Annotated in this window: 22 protein-coding genes and 2 pseudogenes; 14 read left to right on the top strand and 10 right to left on the bottom strand. The window is 67.6% G+C overall.

Annotation, left to right across the window (positions count from 1 at the left end; genetic code table 11):
- The first annotated feature begins 2 nt into the window (after positions 1–2).
- Positions 3–485 carry a MarR family winged helix-turn-helix transcriptional regulator gene (locus tag BJF87_RS06645; RefSeq protein ID WP_075862840.1) on the top strand — a complete coding sequence of 161 codons (483 nt, stop codon included), beginning with the start codon at positions 3–5 and terminating at the stop codon, positions 483–485.
- Complete coding sequence (locus BJF87_RS06640) at positions 485–1,213, top strand: pirin family protein (RefSeq protein WP_075862839.1); 729 nt, start codon at positions 485–487, stop codon at positions 1,211–1,213. The genes BJF87_RS06645 and BJF87_RS06640 overlap by 1 nt, the downstream gene beginning before the upstream one ends.
- A 13-nt stretch (positions 1,214–1,226) precedes the next feature.
- Here BJF87_RS06640 and BJF87_RS06635 read toward each other — a convergent pair whose 3' ends face one another.
- Positions 1,227–2,159, bottom strand: coding sequence for an LLM class F420-dependent oxidoreductase (locus tag BJF87_RS06635; protein WP_035750455.1), 933 nt, complete (start codon positions 2,157–2,159; stop codon positions 1,227–1,229).
- Positions 2,160–2,298: 139 nt separating this feature from the next.
- Between BJF87_RS06635 and BJF87_RS06630 the strand changes: the two genes are divergently transcribed.
- Positions 2,299–2,715 (top strand): DUF6764 family protein, encoded by a 417-nt coding sequence (locus BJF87_RS06630; protein ID WP_035750453.1) that lies wholly within the window; start codon positions 2,299–2,301, stop codon positions 2,713–2,715.
- A gap of 81 nt (positions 2,716–2,796) precedes the next feature.
- Here BJF87_RS06630 and BJF87_RS06625 read toward each other — a convergent pair whose 3' ends face one another.
- The gene (locus tag BJF87_RS06625; protein WP_035750450.1) at positions 2,797–3,300 is read right to left on the bottom strand and encodes a mycothiol transferase; all 504 of its coding nucleotides are present in this window, start codon (positions 3,298–3,300) and stop codon (positions 2,797–2,799) included.
- A gap of 68 nt (positions 3,301–3,368) precedes the next feature.
- Here BJF87_RS06625 and BJF87_RS06620 point away from each other — a divergent pair, with 68 nt between their 5' ends.
- The 6 genes and pseudogenes from BJF87_RS06620 to BJF87_RS06600 all read left to right on the top strand — a co-directional run bounded on the left by BJF87_RS06620 (position 3,369) and on the right by BJF87_RS06600 (position 8,779).
- A complete protein-coding gene (locus BJF87_RS06620; protein WP_396246696.1) occupies positions 3,369–4,532 on the top strand; it encodes an NtaA/DmoA family FMN-dependent monooxygenase in 1,164 nt (387 codons plus the stop codon).
- Positions 4,517–4,849, top strand: a complete 333-nt coding sequence (locus tag BJF87_RS27195) for a hypothetical protein (protein WP_396246695.1) — start codon at positions 4,517–4,519, stop codon at positions 4,847–4,849. Before BJF87_RS06620 ends, BJF87_RS27195 begins: the two co-directional genes overlap by 16 nt.
- Before the next feature lie 13 nt (positions 4,850–4,862).
- A complete protein-coding gene (locus tag BJF87_RS06615) occupies positions 4,863–5,936 on the top strand; it encodes a methionine ABC transporter ATP-binding protein (RefSeq protein WP_075862892.1) in 1,074 nt (357 codons plus the stop codon).
- A complete protein-coding gene (locus BJF87_RS06610) occupies positions 5,933–6,640 on the top strand; it encodes a methionine ABC transporter permease (protein WP_042375949.1) in 708 nt (235 codons plus the stop codon). Before BJF87_RS06615 ends, BJF87_RS06610 begins: the two co-directional genes overlap by 4 nt.
- 73 nt (positions 6,641–6,713) lie before the next feature.
- A pseudogene (locus tag BJF87_RS06605) lies at positions 6,714–7,359 on the top strand (MetQ/NlpA family ABC transporter substrate-binding protein).
- Between the two features lie 89 nt (positions 7,360–7,448).
- Positions 7,449–8,779: pseudogene (locus BJF87_RS06600) on the top strand (YibE/F family protein).
- A gap of 11 nt (positions 8,780–8,790) precedes the next feature.
- Here the strand turns inward: BJF87_RS06600 and BJF87_RS06595 are convergent.
- Positions 8,791–9,636, bottom strand: a complete 846-nt coding sequence (locus tag BJF87_RS06595) for a serine hydrolase (protein WP_139319433.1) — start codon at positions 9,634–9,636, stop codon at positions 8,791–8,793.
- Between the two features lie 244 nt (positions 9,637–9,880).
- Here BJF87_RS06595 and BJF87_RS06590 point away from each other — a divergent pair, with 244 nt between their 5' ends.
- Entirely contained in the window at positions 9,881–11,080 is a 1,200-nt protein-coding gene (locus tag BJF87_RS06590; protein WP_035750885.1) for a TerD family protein, read from the top strand.
- Positions 11,081–11,083: 3 nt separating this feature from the next.
- Here BJF87_RS06590 and BJF87_RS06585 read toward each other — a convergent pair whose 3' ends face one another.
- The 4 genes from BJF87_RS06585 to BJF87_RS06570 all read right to left on the bottom strand — a co-directional run bounded on the left by BJF87_RS06585 (position 11,084) and on the right by BJF87_RS06570 (position 15,661).
- Positions 11,084–12,331: an SfnB family sulfur acquisition oxidoreductase gene (locus BJF87_RS06585; protein ID WP_035750441.1), complete on the bottom strand. Its 1,248-nt coding sequence runs from the start codon at positions 12,329–12,331 to the stop codon at positions 11,084–11,086.
- Positions 12,328–13,440, bottom strand: coding sequence for a dimethylsulfone monooxygenase SfnG (sfnG, locus tag BJF87_RS06580; protein ID WP_035750440.1), 1,113 nt, complete (start codon positions 13,438–13,440; stop codon positions 12,328–12,330). The genes BJF87_RS06585 and sfnG overlap by 4 nt, the downstream gene beginning before the upstream one ends.
- A 44-nt stretch (positions 13,441–13,484) precedes the next feature.
- Positions 13,485–14,663: an LLM class flavin-dependent oxidoreductase gene (locus BJF87_RS06575; protein ID WP_035750437.1), complete on the bottom strand. Its 1,179-nt coding sequence runs from the start codon at positions 14,661–14,663 to the stop codon at positions 13,485–13,487.
- A gap of 338 nt (positions 14,664–15,001) precedes the next feature.
- Positions 15,002–15,661, bottom strand: a complete 660-nt coding sequence (locus BJF87_RS06570; protein ID WP_035750435.1) for a TetR family transcriptional regulator — start codon at positions 15,659–15,661, stop codon at positions 15,002–15,004.
- A gap of 160 nt (positions 15,662–15,821) precedes the next feature.
- Between BJF87_RS06570 and BJF87_RS06565 the strand changes: the two genes are divergently transcribed.
- The 4 genes from BJF87_RS06565 to BJF87_RS06550 all read left to right on the top strand — a co-directional run bounded on the left by BJF87_RS06565 (position 15,822) and on the right by BJF87_RS06550 (position 19,450).
- Entirely contained in the window at positions 15,822–16,946 is a 1,125-nt protein-coding gene (locus BJF87_RS06565; RefSeq protein WP_042375946.1) for a ferredoxin reductase, read from the top strand.
- Positions 16,947–17,008: 62 nt separating this feature from the next.
- Complete coding sequence (locus tag BJF87_RS06560) at positions 17,009–18,223, top strand: acyl-CoA desaturase (RefSeq protein ID WP_035750430.1); 1,215 nt, start codon at positions 17,009–17,011, stop codon at positions 18,221–18,223.
- Between the two features lie 124 nt (positions 18,224–18,347).
- Positions 18,348–18,848 carry a hypothetical protein gene (locus BJF87_RS06555; protein ID WP_035750429.1) on the top strand — a complete coding sequence of 167 codons (501 nt, stop codon included), beginning with the start codon at positions 18,348–18,350 and terminating at the stop codon, positions 18,846–18,848.
- Positions 18,849–18,952: 104 nt separating this feature from the next.
- The gene (locus BJF87_RS06550; protein ID WP_035750883.1) at positions 18,953–19,450 is read left to right on the top strand and encodes a DUF4395 domain-containing protein; all 498 of its coding nucleotides are present in this window, start codon (positions 18,953–18,955) and stop codon (positions 19,448–19,450) included.
- A 54-nt stretch (positions 19,451–19,504) separates the two neighbouring features.
- Here the strand turns inward: BJF87_RS06550 and BJF87_RS26250 are convergent, their stop codons facing one another.
- The 3 genes from BJF87_RS26250 to BJF87_RS06540 are packed head-to-tail and all read right to left on the bottom strand — an operon-like array spanning position 19,505 to position 21,180.
- Positions 19,505–19,678, bottom strand: coding sequence for a hypothetical protein (locus tag BJF87_RS26250; protein ID WP_006867454.1), 174 nt, complete (start codon positions 19,676–19,678; stop codon positions 19,505–19,507).
- A gap of 27 nt (positions 19,679–19,705) precedes the next feature.
- Positions 19,706–20,653 carry a Ppx/GppA phosphatase family protein gene (locus tag BJF87_RS06545; RefSeq protein WP_035750427.1) on the bottom strand — a complete coding sequence of 316 codons (948 nt, stop codon included), beginning with the start codon at positions 20,651–20,653 and terminating at the stop codon, positions 19,706–19,708.
- Entirely contained in the window at positions 20,650–21,180 is a 531-nt protein-coding gene (locus BJF87_RS06540; RefSeq protein WP_035750424.1) for a DUF501 domain-containing protein, read from the bottom strand. The genes BJF87_RS06545 and BJF87_RS06540 overlap by 4 nt, the downstream gene beginning before the upstream one ends.
- Positions 21,181–21,182: the final 2 nt, after the last annotated feature.

Raw genomic sequence — 21,182 nt, 5'->3', positions numbered from 1 at the left:
CCATGCCACGACACTCCCCCGCCGGGTCCGATGATCTGCAGGCCGCGTGGCGCGTCTTCATCGAGACCGCCGCGCGGCTGCAGACCATGCTCGACGACGATCTGCGTGCCACCGCCGGGATGAGTCTCGCCGACTACAGCGTGTTGCTCATCCTGCACGAGAGCGAGGGCGGCCGCCTGCGGATGCGAGATCTGTCGCACCGCATGGTGTTCTCCACGTCGCGTCTGTCCTACCAGGTCGACGCGATGGTCAGACGTGGTTGGCTGCAACGCGAACGCGCCACCGAGGATCGGCGCGGTAGCTACGCGGTGCTGACGGAGGCGGGACGTGCCGCCTTCCGGGAAGCCGCCCGCGACCACGGTCGGTGCGTCGACGACCTGTTCTTCACGGCACTCCGCCCCTCGGACGGACGCGAACTGCGTGCGGTGATGGAACGACTCGCCGCCCACCTCGACACCACCCACCCGAGAAACCAGGAGAGCTGATGTCGCGCACCATCATCCGTGCCACCGAGCGCCATCACTGGCGCAACGAGTGGCTCGAGTCCTGGCAGTCTTTCCCGGCGACGGGCAACTTCGACCTCGCCGCGAACGCCCACGGAGTCCTGCTCGTGCACAACGACGATCGGGTCGACGCGGGCGAGGGACTCGACCGCCACCAGCACCGTGACGCCGAGATCGTCACGTGGGTCCTCGACGGAGCACTGCGCCACCGCGATTCCACGGGCAACGACGGCATTCTGAAACCCGGCGTGGTACAACGCATGACGGCCGGCCGCGGGATCGCCCACAGCGAGGGCAACGCGACCGGACGCCTGAACGGCACCGACCTGCGTGTGGTCCAGATGTGGGTAGCGCCGGACGAGGCGGGCCTGGCACCCGGGTACGCCGAGGCCGACGTCACCGACGCACTGGCGAGCGGCGAACTCGTGGTCGTCGTCTCCGGACTGTCCCGCCACGCGACGACGGCACCGGTCACGATCAACAACTCCGCCGCCGCCCTGCATGTGGCGCGGATGCCCGCCGGCAAGACGGTGACGCTGCCCGCCGCACCCTACGGTCACCTGTACGTTGCACGAGGGAGCGTCGACGTCGACGGCCACACCCTCGGCGAGGGTGATGCCGTGCGCACGAGAAAGGCCGGCGAGATCTTGCTGAACAGCCCCGGCGGAGCCGAGATCCTGTTCTGGGAGATGCACGCCGGCGTCGCCTGAGCCCGCTGCCGGGTCAACCGCCGAGCTGCGGTGCCACCTTCGACGCGACGAGGTCGAGATGGTCGAGGTCGTCGAGATCCAGTGTCTGGAGATACATCCGGGTGATACCGAGTTCGCGATAGCTCTCGATCTTGGCCGCAACCTCGTCCGGTGTGCCCGCGGCGCCGTTCTCGCGCAGTTCGTCCGGCTCCCGGCCGATCGCCTCGGCGCGACTGCGGAACTCGGCTTCGGTGCTGCCGCAACACAAGACGAGTGCTCCCGAGTATGTCATGGTCTCGGGGCGACGCCCCGCCGCGGCGCAGGCTGCCCGCACGTTGCCGATCAGCTCGCCGGCGACGTCGACGGGCTGGAACACCACGTTGAACTCGTCGGCGAACCGCGCCGCCAACGCCGGGGTGCGCTTCTTGCCGCTGCCACCGACGATGATCGGCGGGCGCGGGTTCTGCACCGGCTTCGGGAGTGCCGGCGAGTTGGTGAGCCGGAAATGCTCACCGCGGTAATCGAACTGACTACCCTCGGGCGTACCCCACAGCCCGGTGATGATCTCGAAGCTCTCCTCCAGACGATCGAACCGTTCCTTGATCGACGGGAACGGGATGCCGTAGGCCTCGTGTTCGGGCTCGTACCAGCCGGCGCCGAGCCCGAGTTCGATTCGGCCGCCGCTCATCTGGTCGACGTTGGCGACCGCGATCGCGAACGGGCCCGGAAGACGGAAGGTGGCCGACGAGACCAACGTGCCCAGACGGATGCGCGAGGTCTCACGCGCGAGACCTGCCAGCGTGATCCACGCGTCGGACGGGCCCGGCAACCCGTCGCCACCCATGCCGCTGTAGTGGTCGGAGCGGAAGAAGGCGTCGTAACCGAGATCCTCGGTCGCCTTCGCCACGGCGAGCAGCTGGTCGTAGGTCGCACCTTGTTGGGGTTCGGTGTAGATTCGCAGTTGCACGGTTTCAACTTACGCGCAGTGGGCACTCACCTCGTGGACGAGTTCCCCGGCCGCCCATCCGGCCCCGTGGCGAATCCGAATCGCATGTGTACGACACCCAACCCGGTACTCGCCGGGTACTCGACAAAGGAGTCCGAAAATGAAGACAGTTGCGCGTACAGCCCTCGGTTTCGTCGTCGCGGCGGCAGGTGCCACCGCAGTATCGCTCGCCGCCGCCCCGTCGGCGGGTGCGGCACCGTCGGTGTGTCCGGCCCTGCCCGGTCAGAGCTCCTCCACGACCTCCTGTAGCGCCGAGTCCGGCCCCAACGGTCTCGCACTCGCCATCACCGACAACGGCGGTAAGGCCAGCTCCACCGCGAACAACTTCGCCGGCCCCGCAGCCATCGCCCTGGGCCCCGGTGCCACCGTCACCATGACCGGTGAGCGCGGTGGTCTGGCCATCGGTATCGCCGGACCCGGCGCCGAGGTCGTCGTCGACGGCAAGAACGGCCCGACCTGCAAGGGCGGCCCCGCATTCGCCGGTGACTTCCAGACCTTCAAGGGCTGCATGTCCTGATCCTTCGCGCCTGACGGGTGCGAACGGGGCGACCGGCCTGGAGCCCTAGGGTCGGCCTGCCTCTCTATCCGGTACGGCGTGTCAGCCGAACAGCCCGCGCAGATATGCGGCCTGTCCGATGTGTTGCGCGTCGTCGTCGACGACGCTGACCAACCGGACGCCGAGCGTCACCGGCGGGTCCCAGTTGGTGTCGACGATCCGGTCCAGATCCGAATCGGTCAGCGCCGCAATGTAGTCCACGCTGACGGCGTGCGTGGCGTCGTAATAGTCGCGGAGCAGGCCCGCATCGTCGACGACCACCCGGGCCACCTCATCGGTCGAATGGCCATACCCGGTGTCGGCCGGCGAGAACGGCAGATCGAATCGCTCGGCCCAGCCGGCGCTCACCCACACCTCGTCGGCGCCGGCGACGTCGGCGACCTGCGCATCCTGAACGCGTGTCAGATGCCAGACCAACCAGGCGATCGTGTTGGCACCCGACGCCGGGGCCCGGTTCAAGACCTCGGGTTCCAGGCCGCTGAGCACTGCGTGAACATTCTCGGAGACGCGACCGAGACCGTCGATTAGCACATCTGTGGCACGCATGCGGCAATTTTAGTTCGCCGTGCGCGCAAAGATGGCGGGTCCGCACATCCGTCAGCATCATTCTTCCGGTGTCTGAACAGAACCAGCCTGCCGTGACCCCCGACAACGGCACGCGCTCCACCCGCAAGATCCGCTTCAACGCGTTCGACATGAATTGCGTTGCGCACCAGTCCCCCGGCCTGTGGCGCCATCCGAGCGACCGGTCGTGGAACTACAACACCATCGACTACTGGGTCGATCTCGCCCGCTTGTTGGAGACCGGCGGCTTCGACGGCCTGTTCATCGCCGACGTCCTCGGGACTTACGACGTCCTGTCCGGCACCGACGAGGCTGCGATCCGACAGGGCTCCCAGATCCCCGTCAACGACCCGCTGCTGCTGGTCTCGGCGATGGCACACGCGACCAAGAACCTCGGCTTCGGCGTCACCACCGCAACCGGTTTCGAGCACCCCTACCCGTTCGCGCGCCGCATGTCGACGCTCGACCACCTGACCCGTGGTCGCGTCGGGTGGAACGTCGTGACCGGTTACCTGCCGTCGGGTGCACGCAACATGGGCGACGACGACCAGCTCGCACACGACGACCGCTACGACCACGCCGACGAGTACCTGACCGTGCTCTACAAGCTCTGGGAGGGTTCGTGGGAACGCGACGCCGTGCGTCGCGACCGTGAGGCGGGCATCTTCGCCGACCCGGCCAAGGTGCACCACATCGGACACGAGGGCAAGCACTTCAAGGTCCCGGGCATCCATCTGTCCGAACCGTCGCCGCAGGGCTTCCCGGTCATCTACCAGGCCGGCGCGTCGCCGCGCGGACGCCGGTTCGCGGCGGAGAACGCCGAGGCCATCTTCGTCGCCGCTCCCACCAAGGCCATCCCGCGCGACGTCGTGAGCAAGATCCGCGAGGAACTCGTCCTCGCCGGTCGAGACCCCTACGACGCCAAGATCTACGCACTGCTCACCATCATCACCGACTCGACGCCCGAGGCCGCGCGCGCGAAAGCCGCCGAGTACCAGTCCTATGCGAGCGAAGGGGGCGCGCTGGTGTTCATGTCCGGTTGGATGGGCATCGCCCCGCGAGCTACAACATCGACGAGCCGATCGGCAACGTGGAGAGCAACGCCATCCAGTCGGCGGTCGCCGCGTTCCAGCAGGCCTCGGAGAGCGGCGAGGAGTGGCGCGTCCGCGACATCGCGGCCTGGGGCGGCATCGGCGGTATGGGCCCCGTCCTGATCGGCTCGGGCGACGAGGTCGCCGAGCAGCTGCAGGACTGGGTGGCCGAGACCGACGTCGACGGCTTCAACGTCGCGTACGCCGTCACCCCGGGTTCCTTCGAGGACATCGTCACCCACGTGATCCCCGCCCTCGAGCGCCGCGGCGTCTACGACCGTGAGTACGTCCCGGGCACATTGCGCCACAAGCTCTTCGGTCGTGGCGACCACCTGCCCGAGAACCACCGCGGTTCGACCTACCGGGTCGGCGGCGTGAACTCGACGGTCGACGACTCGATCCGTGAGCGCAACCGCCTCGCCGCCGCCGGAACGAAGTGATCGGGGCCGCACGATGATCGAAGTCGTTGGGCTCACCAAGGTTTTCGGGGTCGGTTCGCCGAACCCGGCCACTGTTATCGACGAAGTGGAGTTCACCGTCGACTCCGGCGAGATCTTCGCCGTCGTCGGCCCGTCCGGCGCGGGCAAGAGCACGCTCGCCCGCTGCCTCAACCTCCTGGAGCGCCCCACGTCGGGCAAGGTCGTCGTCAACGGTGAGGACCTCACCGCCCTCGGCACCTCCGGATTGCGCGACGCGCGGCGTCGGATCGGCACGGTCTTCCAGTCGGCGAGCCTCCTCTCTCGGCGGACCGCCGCCCAGAACGTCGCCCTGCCGCTGGAATACCTGGGTGCGACGAAGGCATCCACGAAGTCACGGGTCGCCGACCTGCTCGACCTGGTCGGCCTGGCCGACAAGGCCGACCTGTACCCCCATCAGCTCTCGGGCGGGCAGCGTCAGCGTGTGGGCATCGCACGTGCTCTGGCGCTGAAGCCGTCGGTGCTGCTGTCGGACGAGGCCACCTCCGGACTCGACCCGGCCGCCACCGACACCTTCCTCCGGCTGCTGACCGAGGTTCGGGACGAGTTGGGCCTCGCGGTCGTCTTCATCACGCATGAGATGGACACCATCGTGCGGGTCGCCGACACCGTCGGCCGACTCGATCACGGCCGGATCGTCGAACACGGACGCCTCGAAGAGCTCGTGTTGGACCCGGATTCCGTTCTCGGACGGGCACTTCGGCCTCGTGGTCCCAGTGCGTCCGCGTCCGGCGACCAGACCGCGGTCAACGTCGTCTACAACTCGACGACCGTGCCGGCCGACTGGCTCACCCGTATCGGCGGAAGCCTGGGCATCCCGATCTCGGTCCTCGGAGCCAACGTCCAGACCATCGACGGCACCGCCTTCGGCGATCTCACCGTCTCAATCCCGACCGGCCATACCTCCGCATTCGTCGGTGCGGCGAGCGAGCTCGGACTCGCCGCGCGCGTCGGGGAGACACCCGCACCGGACACCGATCCCGTCGGCGGTCTCGAGAACCAGGCCGACAGCGTCGCGCTCGAGAAGAAGAAGGCGGGGGTGGCAGCATGAGCACGATCAACCTGGCCGCCATCACCGTGCCGCTCGACGAGATTCCCGATCTGCTGTGGCCGGCGTTCATCGACACGGTCCTCATGGTCAGCATCGTGATGGTCGTCGTCCTCGTCGTCGGCGTCCCGCTCGGTGCGCTGGTCCACAATCTCGCTCCCGGTGGACTTTTCGAGAACCGGGCGCTGCCCACGCCGCTGTCGTGGCTCATCAGCATCGGCCGCTCGTTGCCGTTCCTGGTCCTGATGACGGCGATCATCCCGTTCACCCGCCTCGTCACCGGCACCAACATCGGCATCGCCGCGGCGGTGGTCCCCATGTCGATCGCCGGTATCGCCTTCTTCACCCGCATCGTGGAGAACTCGCTGCGGTCGGTGCCTGCGTCGACCATCGACGTCGCCCGGGCCTCGGGCGGTTCGAACGCCCAGATCATCTGGAAGGCACAGGTTCCCGAGGCACTGCCGAGCATCGTGGGCGGCCTGACCATCAACACCATCGCGATGATCGAGTACTCGACCATCGCCGGCACGATCGGCGCCGGCGGCCTCGGCTACGTGGCGGTCACCTACGGCTACCAGCGCTTCGACCAGGGCGTCATGGTCGCCACGATCATCGTGCTGGTGATCACCGTGGCGCTCATTCAGCTGGCCGGCGACGCACTCGCCCGCAGCCTCAATCCGGCGACCTCCAAGCGCGTCAACCACTGACCCCAGGCCTTTCCGGGTCACCGCACGTACACCCCTCGCATCACCCCTCACCACACACTTGAAAGGTCCAACCATGTCTCAAGACACCGGCTCCGCCACCGGCGTGTCGGGCACATCGTCCGAAACACCGCCTCCCGCAGGCAATTCCGACATCGAGATCTCCCAGCGGCGGCGCTGGCCGCTGATCGCCGGCGCCCTGGTCGTCGTCGCCGTGCTGGCCGGTGTGCTCGGGTGGCGCTTCCTCGGATCGGATGAGGCCTCCCCAACGAGATCCCCGGCGCGACGCTGACCGTGGTCACCGCCGCTCGCTCTACTCCGATCCCGCGAACGAGGCCCAGGGGCTCTGGCTGCTGGAGCGCGCCGGCCTGATCACCCTCAAGCCCGGCATCGACAAGTGGAAGGCGACCCAGAAGGACATCGCCACCAATCCGCGCAACCTGCAGTTCGTGCTGCTCGACTTCGCTGCCCAGTCACGGTCGCTGGCCGACCTCGACGCCACCGTCGGCTACACCGAGTACTACCTGGCCGCGAACATCCCGATCGAGAAGCAGATCTACGCTCCCCCGGCCCCCGACGAGTTCGCCGGACAGCTCACCATCGGCACCGAGTGGGAGAACACCGACAACATCAAGAACCTCGTCGCCGCGTTCCAAGATCCCGCGGTGCAGGAGTTCCTGGCCACCGATCCGCAGGTGAAGAACATCCTCCTGCCGCTGTAGGCCACGATCTGTGACGCGTTTCCCCACAGGTACGCCGGGCGCCCGGGTCGCATACCGCGATCCGGGCGCTTGCGCATAGGCTCACCGGCGTGGAGCGCAAACATCACGGTCACCCGCATTCGCTGACCGACATCTCCCACATGCTGTCCCCGTTCGCCCGGTGGCTGGTCATCGGGACGCTGGCCGTCACCGCGGTGGCCGTGACCATCGGCATGATCGTCCTGTGGCCGTCGGATTCCGAGCATCCGGTGCCCACCCAGTTCCGGTCGGCCGACGGCGGGTCGATCCAGACGGTCAACGGCGAGGTCGTCGATCAGTTCCGCGCCAACTGCCTGAACCCGGCGGCGGGCTCGGTCCTCGAGACCGCCGACATCCCCATCAACCCGGTCGCCGGCGGTCCCTGCATCCTCAATGCGGTGCGCTTCGACTCCGGTGAGGTCGAGGGCCGGTACACAGTGCTGGAGATCCCGACGAAGGGTGCGCAGTCCGGCGCCGAACCGGGACGGGACGGCGCGCCCGTACCGGGATCGGTCGACGAGCCCCAGGCCGGACAGCCGACACTGCACGTCGGTGACGCGATCCGCCTCTCCACGGTGCCCGGCCCAGAGGGCAACCGGTACACCTTCTTCGACTTCCAGCGCGGCACCGCCACGATCATCTGGGCGATCCTGTTCATCGCGGCCATCGTGCTGGTCGCGGCGTGGCGCGGTTTCCGATCGATCATCGGCCTCGCTTTCGCCTTCATCGTCCTCGGCGGGTTCACCCTGCCGGCCATCCTCGACGGCTCGTCTCCGGTCGCGGTGGCAGTGGTGTCGTCGGCGGTGATCCTGTTCGTCGTGCTCTATCTCGCGCACGGCGTCAGCCTCCGCACGAGTTCGGCCCTACTCGGCACGCTGGTCTCGCTGCTGATGGCCGGTCTGCTGAGCTGGCTGGCGATCGAGACGATGAACCTGACCGGCCTGTCGGGCGACCAGACCACCAACCTGCAGGTCTATCAGGGCAACATCTCGGTCAGCGGCCTCCTGCTGGCCGGGTTCATCATCGGAACCCTCGGTGTCCTCAACGACGTCACCATCACGCAGGCGTCCGCGGCCTCGAGTTGGCCGCCGCCGGTGAGCCGACCCGACTCGCGACGTTCAGGGCCGCGATGCGCGTCGGCCGCGATCACATCGCGAGCACCGTCTACACACTGGTGTTCGCCTACGCCGGCAGCGCCCTGCCGCTGATGCTGCTCTTCTCGGTGGCCCAGCAGCCGCTCGGCGGGCTGCTCACCACCGACGTGGTGGCCGTCGAGCTGGCCCGGTCCTTCGTCGGCGGCATCGCGATCGCCCTGTCGGTTCCGCTGACCACCGCGATCGCCGCAGCCCTCTGCCGGCCCGCGGGCGCACCGTCATCCGCGCCTGCGCATGCGGCGAGCTGAGCTCCGACCGCTCAGCAGCGTCCCTTGGGCAGCTCGGCCAGGTTCTTGCCGAGCCAGTTGCCCAGTCGGGTGAGCATCTTGGTGCCGTCGGTGAACGATCCGCTGCGCGGGATCGCCGCCATCGACACCGCGACCTGACCGTCGACCGTGCTGATGACGCCGAGCTGACGCACCAGATGAGCGCCGGACTTCGACGTGGCCGGTCCCCAGCCGCCCTTCACCGCGGTCACCGCCCCCTTGTTCCGTCCGACCTTGGCAATGCCCCATTGCTGGTTCGGGGCGACGTCACTCATCAGGCGGATGATGTTCTCGCTGCCGGGGAGACACGGCAGGTGCGCACCGAACAGTGCCTGATCGCGCAGGGCCCACGAGGTGTATCCCGGGAACGACGCCGGGGTGTCGACCTCCGACGAGACGTGCGTCCGGGTGTCGTGTCCTTCGCGCAGCACCGCGGTCACGGCATCCACGGAGGCATGACCACCACCGAGCACACCCCACAGCTCACCCGCGGCGTCGTTGTCGGAGAAGGTGATCGCCTTGTCCTCCATCATCGCGACGGCCGGCCCGCGCTTGCGTTGGGCCGCCAGCGAGACCGGCACCTTCAACGTCGACCACGCCCGCCCCGTCTTGAGTGATCCCAGCGAGATGACCTGGTCGCCGCCGACCGGCGCGATCGCGACGCCGAGCTGCCCGGGGAGCGACTTCTTCATCGACTTCTGGAGTGCGGCGTAGCTCTTGGCCAGCTTCTTCTCGACCGGTACCGGCGGGGTGAACCAGGACGCGAACGGCTCGGGCAGCGGCGGCAGCGCCGGGAGTGGGACAGCGTTCGCACTCCCCGCGCCGACGACGACGGACATCAACAGGGCAGCGACGACCAGCGCACACCGAGTCACAACTTTCACAATATTCTCCTGAGTCACTCTAGACACATGAGAATACGAGCCCCGTGGGTCGGGTGACCAGCTTGTATACCCAATCGGGACCTTGTTGCGACCGACGCCACGCCTGCGTCGTCGTGCAATCCGGCCTCCGGCGGCGCACTGGTGTCACCCGGCCGATCGCATACGGACACCGTCGGAGCCGGTGACTACCCTGGTCACCATGCCATCGCTGACCAAGGGCCAGAACGGCCCGCTGTCGACCTCCCAGATCGTCGTCACCGTCGACCTCGCGACCGCCGCGGACGTCTCGGCCCTGCTGGTGACCGACCGTGGCGTCGTACGCAGTGACGACGACTTCGTGTTCTACAACCAGCCGACCGGCCCCGGGGTCTCGCTGCAACCAGCGCCCAACGGACCGGCGCGACTGCACATCTCGACCAACCAGATCCCGGCGGACATCGACGCGGTCCGGGCCGTGATCACCCTCGACGACACGACGTCCACATTCGGCAGGTTCGCACCCCCGGTCGCCCGAGTCACCGACGCCGGCGGCCGCGAACTCTTCGACTTCACCGTCACCGGCCTCACCACCGAGTCCGTCGTCATCGCGTTGGAGGTGTACCGACGCAACCAGGACTGGAAGGTGCGGGCAGTCGGGCAGGGTTATGCCGGCGGGTTCGCCGACCTGGTGCGCGACCACGGCGTCAGCGTCGACGAGGAGCCCACGCCGGCACCGGCACCGGCCCAGACCGCACCGGCTTACTCGAAGCCATCGACCCCGACGCCACCGGCTGCGCCGGCCGCCCCGACGCCGCCCCCTCCCCCGGCACGCCCCTCGGAGATCAACCTCAGCAAGGACCGGCCGGTCAGCCTGACCAAGGGCCAGAAGGTGACTTTGCGCAAGGAGGGTGGCGTCCAGCTCACCAACATCCAGATGGGACTCGGATGGGACCCGGTGCGCGGCGGTCTCCGCGGGGGTTCGATCGACCTCGACGCCTCGGTGCTGATGTTCTCCGGCGGCAAGTGCGTCGAGACGGTCTACTACGGCCACCTCAACAGCAAAGACCGATCGATCCTGCATTCCGGTGACAACCTCACCGGGGCCGGCGACGGCGACGACGAGGTCATTCGCGTTGCACTGCAGTCGGTTCCGCCGCACATCGACGCATTGATGTTCATCGTCACGTCCTACCGCGGGCACACCTTCGAGAAGATCGACAACGCGTACTGCCGACTCGTCGACGAGACCACATCCGCCGAACTCGCCCGGTACACGCTCAAGGGCGGCATGCCGTTCACCGCGATCGCGATGGCGGTCATCAGCCGGGACGGCGCCGAGTGGAAGCTCCGCGCCATCGGTGACGGCTTCAACGCCAAGACACCGAAGAAGGCGCTGCCCCACGTGGGGCAATACCTGTAGGCGTCAGATCACGCCGTGCAACGGCGGATCCTCCCCGCGGAGAAGCCAGCGACCGATGTGCTGGTACTTCCACCGGACGGGGTCGTGCAGCGTGTGCGTCCGCGCATCGCGCCAGAACCGATCGAGCCTCGTTCCGGCTGCGGCACTGCGGGTTCCGCTGACCTCGAACAGTGCCGACGCCACCGGCGTCGCGACCCGGTCGGCCACGGCCTTGGCACGCGCCACCGCGATCGATGCCTCCGCGACGAGTTCACGACTCGGCGCCCCGGCCGAAGCCTCGATCGCCTCGTCGACCTTGCGACCGGCGGCGACGAGCATCGCCTCGGCGGTCGCGACATCGACCTCGAGTTCACCGAAACGCTGGACCACCAGCGGATCGTCGACGGCGCGGTCGACGCCGGCCTCGAACCACGGACGGGCCTTGGTTCGCACGAACTCGACGGCCTCGGTCAGCGCGCCGCGGGCGATCCCGGCGTCGATGGCCACGTGCAGCAGCCGCGCATACGCCCCGTAGGCGGTCGGCGCGGCAGTCGCCGACGCACGGGCCACGAGATCGGCGGCCATGACCTCGACACCCGAGAGCCGTACGGTTCCCGAGCCGGTGGTCCGCTGCCCCACGGCATCCCAGTCGTCGACGATCTCCACGCCCGGCGAGTCCGCGGGGATGAACGCCACGTACTCGCCCGGCGCGAGGTCGACGGCCGGCGCATCGAGCTTCGCCAGGACGGCGAGCGTGTGCGCGAACAGCGAACCCGTGCAGTAGAACTTCTCACCGTCGAGGACGAACCGGGCTGCGTCGCCGTCGGCCGGGGTCAGCCGCGTCGAGATGTCCGCAATGGTCTTCCCGCCGCGCTCCGACTGGGCGTTGGCCACCCGGCCACCGGCGAGAACGTCGGTGAAGATGCGCTCCTGCAAGGCCTCTCCCACGGAGAGGCGCACCAGGTTTAGATAGACGAAGTGGCTGTGCGGGATCTGCGCGATGCTCGGATCGGCGGCGGCGAGGATCGAGATGACCTCGGCCAGCACGCTCGGCGCCGCGTCGAGGCCGCCGAACCGTGCGGGCACGGTCAGCGCGAGAAGACCCGATTCCGACAGGCGATCGATCTCGGCGAACGGCAGCCGGCGGTCGCGATCACGCTCGACGGCACCTGCGGCGAACGACACGGCCAGTTCCCTTGCCACGGAGAGGGCTTCGGCGGTCGATCCGATCCGGCTCGCCAAATCGGGTCGGGCCTGACCGACAGTGGTCACGAAACCGCGACCGGGGTCTGCGATGCCTCGATCTCACGCACGAGCGGGAGCACCTTCTCGCCGAAGTACTCGATCTCCTCCTGGAAGTGGAGGAAGCCACCGAGGATCAGGTCGACGCCGAGGCGCTTGTAGGCCACGATGCGCTCGGCGATCTGCTCCGGGGTACCGATCAGCTGCGTCTTGAAGCCGTCGTTGTACTGCACGAGATCCTCGAATTTCGAGTCCGCCCACATGCCCTTCTTGTCGCCGGTCGAGTTGCCTGCCTGCTGCACGGCATCGCGGAAGCCTTCCACCGCAGGACGATTCGCCTTCTCGACGATCTCGCGCAGGGTGTCGCGGGCTTCCTTCTCGGTGTCGCGCGCGATGATGAAGCCGTTCAGACCGAACTTCACCGAGCGGTTGTGTGCCTGGGCGACGGCGCGCAGGTCGTCGATCTGCTCGGTGACGCCGTCGAAGTCCTTGCCGTTGGAGAAGTACCAGTCGGCGAAGCGGCCGCCGTTGTTGCGGGCCGCGGTCGAGTTGCCGCCCTGGAAGAGCTCCGGGTTCGGACGCTCGGGGGTGTTGAGCGGCTTCGGTTTCAGGGTGAAGTCGTGGATTCGGTAGAAGTCGCCGCGGTAGTCGACGTTGTCCTCGGTCCAGATCTTGCGGATGACCTCGAGGAACTCGCCGCTGCGGCGGTAGCGCTCGTCGTGCTCGAGCCACGGCTCACCGAGGTGGGTGAACTCGTCCTTGAACCAGCCGCTTACCACGTTGATGGCGAAACGACCCTTGGACAGGTGGTCGGCGGTGGCGCCGAGCTTGGCGAGGACCGCCGGGTGCCACAGTCCGGGGTGAACGGCGGCGATGACCTTCAGCCGCTGCGTGGCGAGGAGCAGCGCGAGGCTGAAACTCGTCGACTCGTGCTGGTTCTCGGCGCCATAACTGGCCTCGTAACGGACCTGTGAGAGGGCGTATTCGAAGCCGTTGTCCTCGGCGGTCTGGGCGAGCTTGATGTTGTAGTCGTAGCCCCAGTCGGTGCGCTGTTCGATGGTGCTGGTGACCAGGCCGCCGCTGACGTTCGGCACCCAGTAGGCGAACTTGATCTGGTCCGCGATGGATTCGGTGGACATGGTGTTACCTCCGGAGGTGATTTCTCAGGTGGAGCGTGGGTCGATCAGGACGATGCGGCCTGCAGGCGCGGCAGGAACGCGGTGCGGACCTCTTCGCTCGGGCGGGCGTCGGCCGCGTCGAGCAAGCCGCGTCGGGCGAGCGCCGGCCGGACGCCTTCACCGAAGTGGTAGGCCTCCTCGAGATGCGGGTAGCCGGACAGGATGAAGTGGTCGAGACCGAGTGCGGCGTACTCACCGATGAGTTCGGCGACCTCGTCGTAGGAACCGACGAGCGCGGTGCCGGCACCGCCGCGCACCAGGCCGACGCCCGACCAGACGCCCGGATGGATCTCCAGCGAACGCGGGTCGGGCGAACCCTCGAAAGCGGCTCCGCGGCCATGCAATTCGGACATACGACGCTGCCCCTCGGACTCCGACTGGGCGAGGTTCCGCTGCGCTGCGGCGACCTGTTCGGGATCGAGGTTGCCGAGGAGGCGTTCGGCCTCGGCCCAGGCCTGCTCGGAGGTCTCGCGGGCGATGACGTGGAAGCGGATGCCGTGATCGAGGGTGCGGCCCTGGGCTGCGGCGAGTCCGTTGATCCAGGCGATCTTCTGGGCGACGGCCTCGGGACGCTCACCCCAGGTGAGGTAGGTGTCGGCGTACTTGGCGGCCACATCACCGGCAGCAGGCGACGATCCACCGAAGAAGACCGGCGGGGCCGGGGTGGGGCGACGGCCGAGCAGGGCGTTCTCCACGCGCAGGTGCTTACCGACGAAGTCGACGGGCTCGTCCTGGGTCCACAGCCGACGGATGATCTCCAGGTATTCGCCGCAGCGCTCGTAGCGCGCGTTCTTGGCCAGGAAATCGCCGAAGGCACGCTGCTCGCTCGACTCACCGCCGGTGACGACGTTGATCAGCAGACGACCCTCGGAATGCCACTGGAAGGTCGCCGACATCTGCGCGGCGAGCAGCGGCGAGATGAGGCCGGGACGGAAGGCGATCAGGAACTTGAGGCTCTCGGTCGAATCGATCAGAGCCGCGGTAGTCAGCCACGCGTCCTCACACCACAGTCCGGCCGGGGTCAGGACGGCTTCGAAGCCGTTCACCTCGGCCGCACCGGCGAGCTGCTTGAGGTAACGAAGGTCGGCCGGCCGGTCCCCGTTCATCTGGCTGCCGTGCCCGCCCGCGATCAGGTTGCGGGAGTCACCGTAGGTGGGCAGGAACCAGTGGAAATGCAGAGACACCGCGAAGGCACCTTTCGTCGTAGAGCATCGGGGGTGGAGCGGCAGGCATGATCGGCAGTGCAGGTCGAAACCCGTGCTGCGACACACATGTCGGCCCCAAGTGTCTGGCACCGGCGAGACACGAGGCCACCATTGAAATCTCCGTGACGCCAAGTGGACATTGGTCCGCCCGGTTCGGTAGAGGCACCGTTTCCACAGGTCGGCATCACGACGGGGAGTCGGCAGGCGGCGTCGTATCGCACGCGCCGCCCATGGATCCGGCGAGCAGATCCCGATCACGCCAGACCCCGTCGCACTCTTCGGAGGGGCCCGGTCGGGACCCGTTCAGCGGGTCGAGCTCACTCGGACGGTCGCCACTGGCCCATTCCGAGGAAGACCATCACCAGTTGGCGTTCGGTGCGCTCGACGATCTCCTGCTCGGCACCGCGTCCGCGGTACTCGCCGTCGAGGAGATCGGCCACGGCGGTCAGCATGATCGTGACGATGAGCTCGGCCGCGATCTCGAGGTCTTCGGGCTGCCACGGGGCGAGGTCCGGGATCCGGGCGAGGTCGATCGTCAGCTCCTTGGAGAAGAGCCGGAGTTCGGTGTCGATGGCACGCCGGATCTCCGCGATGCCGCCGTGCTGTTCGCGGATGAGGAATCTGAACTGCGACTCGTTCTCGCGGACGTGACGCAAGAGGATGTCGAGGGAGTTCTTCGCGGTCGGCATCGCCTGACGCGCGGCGAGATCACGCCGACCCTCGCGGAGTGCGCGTCGCAGGACACGCATCGAGTCCTCGACGACGGTGACGCCGAGATCCTCCATCGAGGCGAAGTGTCGATAGAAGGCCGTGGGGACGATGCCCGCGCCGCGGGCCACCTCGCGCAGGCTGATGCTGCCGAAGCTGCGCTCGCCGACGAGGGACCTCGTGGTGTCGAGGAGCGCCTGCCGCGTCTGGTTCTTCTTGTCCGCACGCGTCTGCGCATCGCGCTGGTTCGAACTCCGCGTGCGTGTCACAGACCCGAGTGTATTCGCCACGACCTCCGGTCCCGGCCACGACCTCCTCGAAGACAGTGACAGCCGTCACACAGATCCACGCTTGACGACCCAGGGCGCCGTCATGTCACACTCGTTTGTGTACACCTGTACACCGAAATCATGTGAACGGAGCCCTTCCATGAGCATCCGCACCTCCCACAACCCGACCCCGCGCACCTCCGCCGGCAGCCCCGGCCGCTGGAATCGCCTGGTCGGCTCGATCGTCGAGGCGGCACTGTCCCCGCATCCGGTCGACCGTTATCTCGAACTGCTCGACCCGATGCTCACCTGGCGCGACCTGCGCGGCGAGATCGTCCGGGTCGAGCACCCGACGCCCCGCACGGTGCGTCTCACCATTCGTCCGACACGACAGTGGCGCGGACACCAGGCAGGACAATACGTGCAGCTCAGCGTCGTCATCGACGGCGTACGGCACACCCGTTGTTTCTCGCCGGCCAACGCCGCCGCCGGCTCGGACGGCGCCATCGAGCTGACCATCACCGCCAACGACGACGGCCTCGTCTCCAAGTACCTTGCCGCCGAGGCCCGGACCGGCGACGTCGTCGGACTGTCCCAGGCCGACGGCGACTTCGCACTACCGGAGACCGACCCGACGTCGGCCGTCTTCATCAGCGGGGGCAGCGGAGTTACACCTGTGCTCTCAATGATGAGGACGCTCGTGGCCCGAGGCTACGCAGGACCGATCACGTTCGTGCACTACGCACGCACGGCGTCGGAGGTGGCGTACCGGGACGAGCTCGCCGCCCTGGCGGCCGGGCATCCCAACCTCGACCTCCGGATGCACCACACCCGCGAGGCCCACGACGGCCACTTCACCGCCGCGCACCTCGACAACATCCCCGGCCTGGCCGACGCCGACGTCTTCGTCTGCGGACCGCAGGCCTTGATGGATGCCGTCGCCGAGGCACATACCGAGCTCGGCATCTCGCAGCCATTGCACAGCGAGGCGTTCACCCTGGCCGCACCGACGGTCGTCGACCCCGATTCGGTCGAGGGCGAACTGACGTTCTCACGGTCGGGGGCAACGGCGACCAACGACGGTCGTCCGATCCTCGACCAGGCCGAGGCCGCCGGACTCACCCCGGAATCCGGCTGCCGCATGGGGATCTGCTTCTCCTGCACCGCCGTGAAGAAGTCGGGCTGCACCCGCAACGTCCTGACCGGCGAGACCGACACCGAGTCCGACACCCAGATCCAGCTGTGCATCAACGCCCCGGTCGGTTCCGTCGACATCGAGATCTGACGGTCGGCCACCACACGCCGACCTCCACCCAATCCACTCTCCTAACTAGCAGGAGGCACACCATGACCATCGACATCGCCAAGGACACCCGTCCCGCGCCCACCGAGAACCTGCCGGCCGTAGTCGAGGCCGAGAAGATCAACACCGGAAACACCGACCCCAACACCGTCGTCCTGTCCTATGAACAGGTCGAGGCGCTGGGGCGTGACCTGGACGAGCTGCGCTCCCGGATCGTCGCCGACCTCGGCCAGAAGGATCGCGACTACCTGTACGCGGTCATCCGCGCCCAGCGCGGCTTCGAGATCGGCGGCCGCGCGCTCATGTACCTCGGGTTCTTCCCGCCGGCCTGGATCGCCGCCGTGGGGGCGCTCTCCGTGTCGAAGATCCTCGACAACATGGAGATCGGCCACAACGTGATGCACGGCCAGTACGACTGGATGCGCGAGGACACCTACAATTCGCGCGAATTCGAGTGGGACACCGTGTGTCCGGCTGACCAGTGGAAGCACAGCCACAACTACCTGCACCACACATTCACCAACATCGTCGGCGAGGACCGCGACATCGGTTACGGCATCCTGCGGATGGCGCGCGACCAGAAGTGGAATCCCTACTACCTGGGCAACCTCGGCTATGCGACCGCCCTCATGCTCCTCTTCGAGTGGGGTGTCATGCTCCACGATCTGGAGGCGGAGAACGTGATCCAGGGCAAGCGCAAGTGGAGTGACATCAAGGGCCTGGTGAAAGGTATGTGGCGCAAGGCCGGTCGACAGGTCCTCAAGGACTACGTCGTCTTCCCGGCGCTGACCGGTCCGCTGTTCGTGCCGACCCTGATCGGCAACGCAACCGCGAACCTGGTGCGCAACGTATGGACGTACTCGATCATCTTCTGCGGCCACTTCCCCACCGGTGCACAGACTTTCACCCCTGAGGAATGCCAGAACGAGACCCGGGGCCAGTGGTACCTGCGCCAGATGCTGGGTTCGGCCAACATCACCGGCAGTCCGCTGTTCCACATCATGAGCGGCAACCTGTCCCATCAGATCGAGCACCATCTGTTCCCGGACATCCCTGCCGGCCGCTACCCGGAGATGTCGGCCGAGGTGCGCGAGATCTGTGATCGCTACGGCCTCCCGTACAACACCGGCTCACTCAGTCACCAGCTGGCGTCGACCTGGAAGAAGATCGCGAAGTTGTCGCTGCCGAACTGGATGACCCGCGACGACGACGACCTCACCGTCATCGTCGAGCGTGAGAAGCCCGCGTCGGTCGCCTGATCAGCTCCTCTCCGCACCGTTTCGCCGGCTGGTCCCGGGGGTATCCTCGGGACCAGCCGCGTCGGACGGGCGTGCGCACACTCTCATGTGGGGGCAACACCCTTCAGGAACCCAGGGGGTCTAGATGGTCGACAGCATCGAACGGAACAAGGATCTGATGCAGGAGCTGATCGAGTCCACGGCAACACACGTGGGTCGCATCGCCACGATCATCACCGGTGCCGTCGCCGGGGTGACCCGCGAGATCGGCGAGATCGTCACCGACGGGTTCGAGATGCGGGAGGCCGCCCGCAAGGCGAAGGCCGACGAGCTCGCCCGCGACCCGGAGTGGGGAATCATCGACGCCGAGTTCGCCTATGCGGAGTCGATCAACGACGTCGACCTGTCCGAACCGTTCTCCGAATCCGAGCAGGCGCGAGAAGTGACTGGAGTCGACATGGACGAGATCCCCGATCGCATCGACGTCGGTGAGCAGGCCGGCATCGACCAGGAGGGAGAGGTCTCCCGAGAGGCCGAACTCCCCAGCGACGGCGGCGTGACCGACCAGGACGAGCCCGACGTCGACGACCCGCGGGAGATCGCCGCGGAGGAGCCCCGGATCGCACCCGACATCGATCACTTGTGAGACCGCGCTCACCCTCTTGAGATCTGGGTGGATACAACCTTTGCCAAACGGCGGACTCACCCGTAGCTTGGTCCTGGTTTTCCTAGTTCATGGAGGTTCTGTCGATGTCGGTGCGTGAGGTTCTCACCTTTCCCAACCCCGTGAACGACTATGCGGCCCGCACGACTGCCGGCCTGGTCGTCGCCTTGGCCGTCATCGCGGTCGCGGTCAACAACCCGATCCTCTACGGCGTGCTGGCCCTCGGTTTCGCGCTGCGCGTGGCGTCGGGCCCGACGCTATCCCCGTTCGGACAGCTGTCGGTGAAGTTCATCGTCCCGAAGATCGTCCGCAAGGAGAAGCTCGTCCCGGGTCCGCCGAAGCGTTTCGCCCAGACCATCGGCCTGGTCGTCAGCGGCACGGCGTTCGTGCTCAGCCTCTTCGGTTTCGGTCTGGCCGCACAGATCGCCACCGGCATCCTGATTTTCGCTGCGACTCTCGAGGCCGTGTTCGGATTCTGCCTCGGCTGCACCATCTTCGGATTCCTGCAGCGTGCAGGCATCATCCCCGAGTCGGTGTGCGAGGCCTGCAACAACATCTCGCTGCGCAATCCCGCGGCCGTCTAGCGCCGACAAACCCTCCCTGAGGAGCCCGGAGCTTGCGGAGGGCGTCTCGAAGGGTCAGTCGGACTTCACCGCGCGGTCGGGCACGGTCATCGCCATCATCATGATCTCGGTCTCGCTGTAGTCCCGGCCGGGGTGTTCGGCCGCGAGGTGGGCCTGGACCTTGGGGACGAAGTCGTCTTCGAGGGCGGTGATGGACTCGCCACAGGGGCAACGCAGGTTGTATGCCATGCGTCACATCCTATCGGGGCCGGACGGTCAGTCCAGGATTCCCAATGCGATCCCGTCCAGGATGTCGTGCTCGCTGACGACGAGTTCGGTGATGCCCGCACGCTCGGCCAGCACCCTCGCCAGTTCCAGCGTGACCAGCGATCCCCCGCCGATGACGTCGACGCGACCGGGGTGCATCGGCCCCAGGGCGGCGCGGTCGGCGCGCGTCATGTGGACGAGGTCCCAGCACACGCGGTCCAGGTCGGCCAGCGAGATGCGGGAGAGGTGGATCTTCTCCGAGTCGTACTCGGTCAGCCCGGCGCCGAGCGCGGCGAGCGTCGTCATCGTCCCGGCGACGCCGACCCACGTCCGTGCAGGTTCGACGGGCACCCGCGAGAAGGCCTCGGCCAGCCGCTCGGCGGCGAACGCCCGGGCGGCGGCGATCTCCTCGGCGGTCGGCGGATCCGACGGCAGGGTGCGTTCGGTCAGGCGCACGCACCCGATGTCCGCCGAGTACGCCGCGTGGACACCGTCGGTGTCGCCGAGCACCACCTCGGTCGAGCCGCCCCCGAGGTCGGTGACCACGAAAGGTCCGGTGGCAGGGTCCAATTCACCGACAGCCCCGCGGAAGGACAGCCGCGCTTCCTCGTCCCCGGAGATGACCTCGGCGATGGCGCCGTCGGAGACACAGCCCAGCAGGTCGGCGGTCATCGCGAAGAACTCGTCGCGGTTCGACGCATCACGCGTCGCCGATGTCGCGACCATCCGAACCTTCACGACGCCGAGCGATTCCATCGTCTTGACGTAGTCGGCGAGCGCGATGCGGGTGCGTTCAATCGACTCCGGTGCGAACTGACCCGTGGCGTCGACGCCGTAACCCAGTCGTACGACGCGCATCTCGCGATGCAGGTCGACGAGGCGACCGTCGTCGCCGGCCCGGGCGACGAGGAGACGGATCGAATTGGTACCGCAGTCGACGGCGCCGACGACCGTCACGCGTCGTCTCCGGTGGCCTCCGTGGGCGGAAGCGTGTCGGGCCAGTCGGTCGGGATCGCGGTGCCCCGCAAGCCGTTTGCAGCGGCGAGAGCCACCGCCTCGTCGCCGAACGGGTTGAGACCCGGCCCCTTGGCGAGCGAATGCGCGATCAGCACGTGCAGGCACTTCACCCGGTCGGGCATCCCGCCGCCGGTGAAGTCGGTACCCAGCGACTCGATGGCGTCGCGTTCGGCGAGGTAGTCCTCGTGCGCACGACGATAGGCAGCCGCGAGCTCCGGATCGGACGACAACCGGGCGGTCATCCCTCGCATCACGCCCGCCGATTCCTGACGGCTGGCCTCGGCGGTGAGCCGCGGATCGGTCAAGTAGTACAGCGTCGGGAACGGCGTGCCGTCGGGCAGCCGCGGCGCGGTCTTGACGACGGCCGGCTGCCCGTCAGGTGTGCGGTAACTGATCTCGATGACGCCCCGCGGTTCGCGCCCCAGCTGGGCTGCGACGGTGGCGAGGTCTTCTTCTGACACGCTCACGG

The organism is Gordonia sp. CNJ-863 (assembly GCF_001942325.1).
In the GTDB taxonomy this organism is placed as follows: Bacteria; Actinomycetota; Actinomycetes; order Mycobacteriales; family Mycobacteriaceae; genus Gordonia; species Gordonia alkanivorans.
Note: the sequence above shows the minus strand (reverse complement) of the source record. Positions and strands in the feature narration are given on the sequence as shown.

Coding starts and splice junctions, on each gene's coding strand:
- BJF87_RS06640 (WP_075862839.1), top strand. CDS start 485: ATGTCGCGCACCATCATCCGTGCCACCGAGCGCCATCACTGGCGCAAC.
- BJF87_RS06555 (WP_035750429.1), top strand. CDS start 18,348: ATGGTCGACAGCATCGAACGGAACAAGGATCTGATGCAGGAGCTGATC.
- BJF87_RS06565 (WP_042375946.1), top strand. CDS start 15,822: ATGAGCATCCGCACCTCCCACAACCCGACCCCGCGCACCTCCGCCGGC.
- BJF87_RS06645 (WP_075862840.1), top strand. CDS start 3: ATGCCACGACACTCCCCCGCCGGGTCCGATGATCTGCAGGCCGCGTGG.
- BJF87_RS27195 (WP_396246695.1), top strand. CDS start 4,517: ATGGGCCCCGTCCTGATCGGCTCGGGCGACGAGGTCGCCGAGCAGCTG.
- BJF87_RS26250 (WP_006867454.1), bottom strand. CDS start 19,678: ATGGCATACAACCTGCGTTGCCCCTGTGGCGAGTCCATCACCGCCCTC.
- BJF87_RS06615 (WP_075862892.1), top strand. CDS start 4,863: ATGATCGAAGTCGTTGGGCTCACCAAGGTTTTCGGGGTCGGTTCGCCG.
- BJF87_RS06610 (WP_042375949.1), top strand. CDS start 5,933: ATGAGCACGATCAACCTGGCCGCCATCACCGTGCCGCTCGACGAGATT.
- BJF87_RS06560 (WP_035750430.1), top strand. CDS start 17,009: ATGACCATCGACATCGCCAAGGACACCCGTCCCGCGCCCACCGAGAAC.
- BJF87_RS06630 (WP_035750453.1), top strand. CDS start 2,299: ATGAAGACAGTTGCGCGTACAGCCCTCGGTTTCGTCGTCGCGGCGGCA.
- BJF87_RS06625 (WP_035750450.1), bottom strand. CDS start 3,300: ATGCGTGCCACAGATGTGCTAATCGACGGTCTCGGTCGCGTCTCCGAG.
- BJF87_RS06550 (WP_035750883.1), top strand. CDS start 18,953: ATGTCGGTGCGTGAGGTTCTCACCTTTCCCAACCCCGTGAACGACTAT.
- sfnG (WP_035750440.1), bottom strand. CDS start 13,440: ATGTCCACCGAATCCATCGCGGACCAGATCAAGTTCGCCTACTGGGTG.
- BJF87_RS06595 (WP_139319433.1), bottom strand. CDS start 9,636: ATGTCCGTCGTCGTCGGCGCGGGGAGTGCGAACGCTGTCCCACTCCCG.
- BJF87_RS06590 (WP_035750885.1), top strand. CDS start 9,881: ATGCCATCGCTGACCAAGGGCCAGAACGGCCCGCTGTCGACCTCCCAG.